The 3,584-nt window shown below is 72.3% G+C and carries 2 protein-coding genes and 2 pseudogenes; 2 read left to right on the plus strand and 2 right to left on the minus strand.

The window, feature by feature from the left end; translation table 11 throughout:
- Both FV223_RS22885 and FV223_RS22890 read right to left on the minus strand, forming a co-directional pair.
- Positions 1-242 (minus strand): annotated as a pseudogene (locus tag FV223_RS22885) (glycosyltransferase family 2 protein); the annotation flags it as partial.
- The gene (locus FV223_RS22890) at positions 232-2,286 is read right to left on the minus strand and encodes an HAD-IIB family hydrolase (RefSeq protein ID WP_147729145.1); all 2,055 of its coding nucleotides are present in this window, start codon (positions 2,284-2,286) and stop codon (positions 232-234) included. The gene FV223_RS22890 and the pseudogene FV223_RS22885, both read right to left, overlap by 11 nt.
- Positions 2,287-2,346: 60 nt before the next feature.
- On the opposite strand from FV223_RS22890, the gene FV223_RS22895 reads away from it, so the two are divergent.
- Positions 2,347-3,387 carry a glycosyltransferase family 4 protein gene (locus tag FV223_RS22895; protein WP_147729146.1) on the plus strand — a complete coding sequence of 347 codons (1,041 nt, stop codon included), beginning with the start codon at positions 2,347-2,349 and terminating at the stop codon, positions 3,385-3,387.
- A pseudogene (locus tag FV223_RS30730) lies at positions 3,387-3,584 on the plus strand (glycosyltransferase family 1 protein); the annotation flags it as partial. The gene FV223_RS22895 and the pseudogene FV223_RS30730, both read left to right, overlap by 1 nt.

The raw sequence follows: 3,584 nt of genomic DNA on the forward strand, positions 1-3,584 counted from the left end.
GCCGCGCGGTTGCGGGCGGCGGCGAGCGGCATCGGCTCGCCCGCCACGTGGAGGTGACGCACGGGACAGCCCGGGTCCGGCAGGTCCGGCGCGGGTTCGAGCTGCATCCAGGCGATCACCAGTTCCCGCGGGGACGCGGACTGGCGCGCCAACCCATGCATGAGGTTGCGCAGACGGTCGGCCCGGCCGCGGACCAGCGTCAGCACGCTCGCGGAGGGCACATGCGAAGGCTCAGCCGGCATCGGCCAGCATCCGGCGGAAATGGCCGACGCCCTCGATGATGCCGCGGGCGTGCGAGGTGCGGGCGACGTAGGAATGCTTCAGCGCGGCATGGCTCGCCAGATCGTCGGAGTAGTTGGCCACGATGATCGCCTGCGCCTGGGCGCGCAGCATCTCGACGTCGTTCCCGGAATCGCCGGCGACGAACACGGCCCGCTCCGGCAGGCCGTAGAGCGCCCGGACGTGGGCGACCGCCGTCCCTTTCGAGGCCGCTGCGGGGAGCACGTCGAGGTAGCGTCCGTGGCTGTGGATCACGCTGGCGCGGTGCCCCGCCTGCGCGAGACGGGCGAGCACCGCCCTTGCCGTCGTCGCGTCCCCGAAATAGCTGAGCTTGTGCCCGCGCTGCTCCAGCGGGCCTTGCGGCACGAGCCCGTCGAGATCGGCGAGCGCCGCGCGGACGCCGGAGCGGTCCCACCCGGTCGAGACGACCGCGCGCCAGGCCAGGTCTGCCGTGTAGGTCACGCCGTTGGGATCGAGATGGTAGATCTCCGAGCCGACCGAGGTGATCATCACCTGCGGGCGCGGGCTGGCCTGCTGCTCGAGGATCGCCATCGCGGAGTGGAAGGAACGGCCGGTGGCGACGCCGAAGGCCAGTCCCGCCTGGCGGCTGCGCCAGCGCCGAAAGATGCCGAGCGACGCCGCGCAGCCGACGAGGGTGTTGTCGATGTCGCAGACCAGCAGCTGACGCGGCACGGCCAGCGGCGGCTCGGGCGCCAGCAGCGCCCGCAGCAGATCGTGGTAGCGGGCGGCGTGCTGGTCCCAGTCGTAGGCGGCCGCCGCGCGGGCGCCGCCCGCGACGCAGGCCGCATATAGATCGGGCTCGTCGAGGATCCGCAGGCACGCGGCGGCGATCGCATCCGGCGCGCGCGGGTCGACGAGGAGGCCGTTGCCGCAGGTCTCGACGATGTCGTTGGGGCCGCCGCTGTCCGTCGCCACCAGCGGCAGGCCGGCGGCGGAGGCTTCGAGGAGCGTCAACCCGAACGGCTCGTTGAGGGCGGGGTTCACGAACACGCCGCCGCGGGTGCGGGCATAGGCGTAGATCGCCGGCACGTCCTCCGGGTCGTGGGTCTTCGGATAGGCGACGCGGCCGTAGAGATCGTAGCGGTCGATCAGCACCAGGATCTCGCGCAGGGTCGCGGGCATGTCGCCGTCGAGCGCATCGATATCCTCGCGCATGCCGGCCATCAGGACGAGGTTGGCGCGGGCCTGAAGATCCGGGCTCTCCCCATAGGCCCGCACCAGCGCCGCGAGGTTCTTGCGCGCCACCGGCCGGGCGAGGGCCAGCAGCGCAGGCTTGCTCGGATCGTGCAGGAAACGGTCGATGGTGGCGTCGACCCGCGGAAGGGGCTCGGCCGCGGTGAATCGCGCCAGATCGCTGCCCGGCGGCAGGACACGGATGCGGCCGGGATCGTAGGCCGCGTAGCCGGCATACTGCACTTCCGCCTCGTCGCGGGACGAGGCGATGATCAGGCTGGCGCGGGCCAGGGCCCCTTCCTCGGCGGCGATGCGAGGCGCGAGATCGGGGCCGTTCTCGGCGCCTGCGCCGAGGATCGACGCCTTGACCCGTCCGAGCGAGTGGGCGGTGAACACGAAGGGGATCCCGAGCGCGTCCTCGACCAGCCGCGCGACCGAGGCCGCTTCGGCGTAGTGGGCGTGGATCAGGTCGGGCGCCCGCGCCTGCCGGCCGATCCAGCCCGTGAGGTTCCGGGCGAAGCTCGCGACCTCCGCGTGCATCTCCTCCTTCGACCGGTAGGCCGGCGACGCGCTCGCGAGCCGCACGAGCTCGACCTTGTCGGAGATCCGCTCTTCGGGCACGGCGTAGTCCGGGCCATGGATGCCGTCGAACAGCCGCGTCGCCATCACGATCCGCTCGATGCCGGCATCCTGAGACGAGGCCGCGACGAGGTCGAGCAGATAGCGGATGTGGCCGCCGGTGTCGGCGGTCAGCCCGAACGCGACGCTGCCGCCGCGAAGGCAGCCCTGCAAGGCGACATGCAGTACGAACATCAGGCCGCCGGCGTCTCGGGCGTGCCGGGACGAGAGAACGCTGCAGGTGAGGTACCCATCGTGATCCGCGTCGCCCAAGTCGCCCCGAACATCTTCCCCGTTCCCCCTGAGCATCACGGCGGCACGGAGCGGGTCATCCACGACCTCGGCACGGCGCTCAGTGGCTTGGGGGTGGAGGTAACACTGTTCGCCCCCTCCGACAGTGCGACAGACTTGCCGCACGTGGGCGATCACCCGAGTCTTTCGGCCCTCGAACGCCGGCATGGACGCGTCGCGCCCGGCGTCCCGGCGGCGCTGGACGCCCTGCAGCTCGAGGCGTTGCGGCTGCGGCTCGACCGGTTCGACATCGTGCATTGCCATGGCGAGTTCGCGCATGCGGCGCTTCTCGGCGCGCGACGGCGCCACAGCCTCACGACGGTGCACTGGCGCGTGGACGAGCTCGACCGGGCATTGTTCTTCGCGGGCTTCCCCGACTTGCCGGTCGCGGCGATCTCGGCGGCGCAGGAGGCCGGCATCCCGGCCGCGAACCGGGCGGGGATCGTGCATCACGGCATCGCGCGGGACCGCTACGCCCTGCAGACGCAGCCCGGCGCGCACGTCGCCTTCGTCGGCCGGATGACCGACCAGAAGCGGCCGGACACCGCGATCCGTGTCGCGCGCGCCGCCGGCGTCCCGATCCGGCTCGGCGGCACGGTCGACGTCGGCAACCCGGACTACTTCGAGCACAGGGTCCGCCCGTTGCTGGGTGACGACGCGACCTATCTCGGACCCGTCGACGATCGCCGGAAGGGGGAACTGCTGGGCGGCGCGCGGGCGCTGCTGTTCCCGATCGACTGGCCGGAGCCCTTCGGCCTCGTGATGATCGAGGCGATGGCCTGCGGCACGCCGGTGGTGGCCTGGAACCGCGGCTCCGTGCCGGAGATCGTCGAGGACGGCGTGACGGGCTTCATCGTGTCTTCCGAAGCGGAGGCGGTCGCCGCGCTCGGGCGGATCGAGCAGATCGACCGGGCCCAGGTCCGCGCACGCTTCGAGGCGCGCTTCACCGCCGAGCGCATGGCGGCCGACTACCTCGCCCTGTATCGCCGCCTGCTCGCCGCCTGATGCGGGTCGCCTACCTCGCCTGGGACTACCCGCCGGCCCCGAGCGGCCTCTCGACCGCGGCGCGCGAGATCGCGGAGAGCCTCGCCATGGCCGGCGCCAGCCTGATCATCGCCTCGTCCCGCGACGAGGCGGAAGTGCAGTATGCCGGCTACGCGGCCTACGATCCCGGCCGCATCCGTGTCCTGCCGCCGGGCAGC

It is taken from the genome of Methylobacterium sp. WL116, assembly GCF_008039455.1.
In the GTDB taxonomy this organism is placed as follows: domain Bacteria; phylum Pseudomonadota; class Alphaproteobacteria; order Rhizobiales; family Beijerinckiaceae; genus Methylobacterium.

What these genes read in the sequence shown, in the direction of transcription:
- FV223_RS22890 (WP_147729145.1), bottom strand. Translation starts at nt 2,286, where the DNA reads ATGTTCGTACTGCATGTCGCCTTGCAGGGCTGCCTTCGCGGCGGCAGC.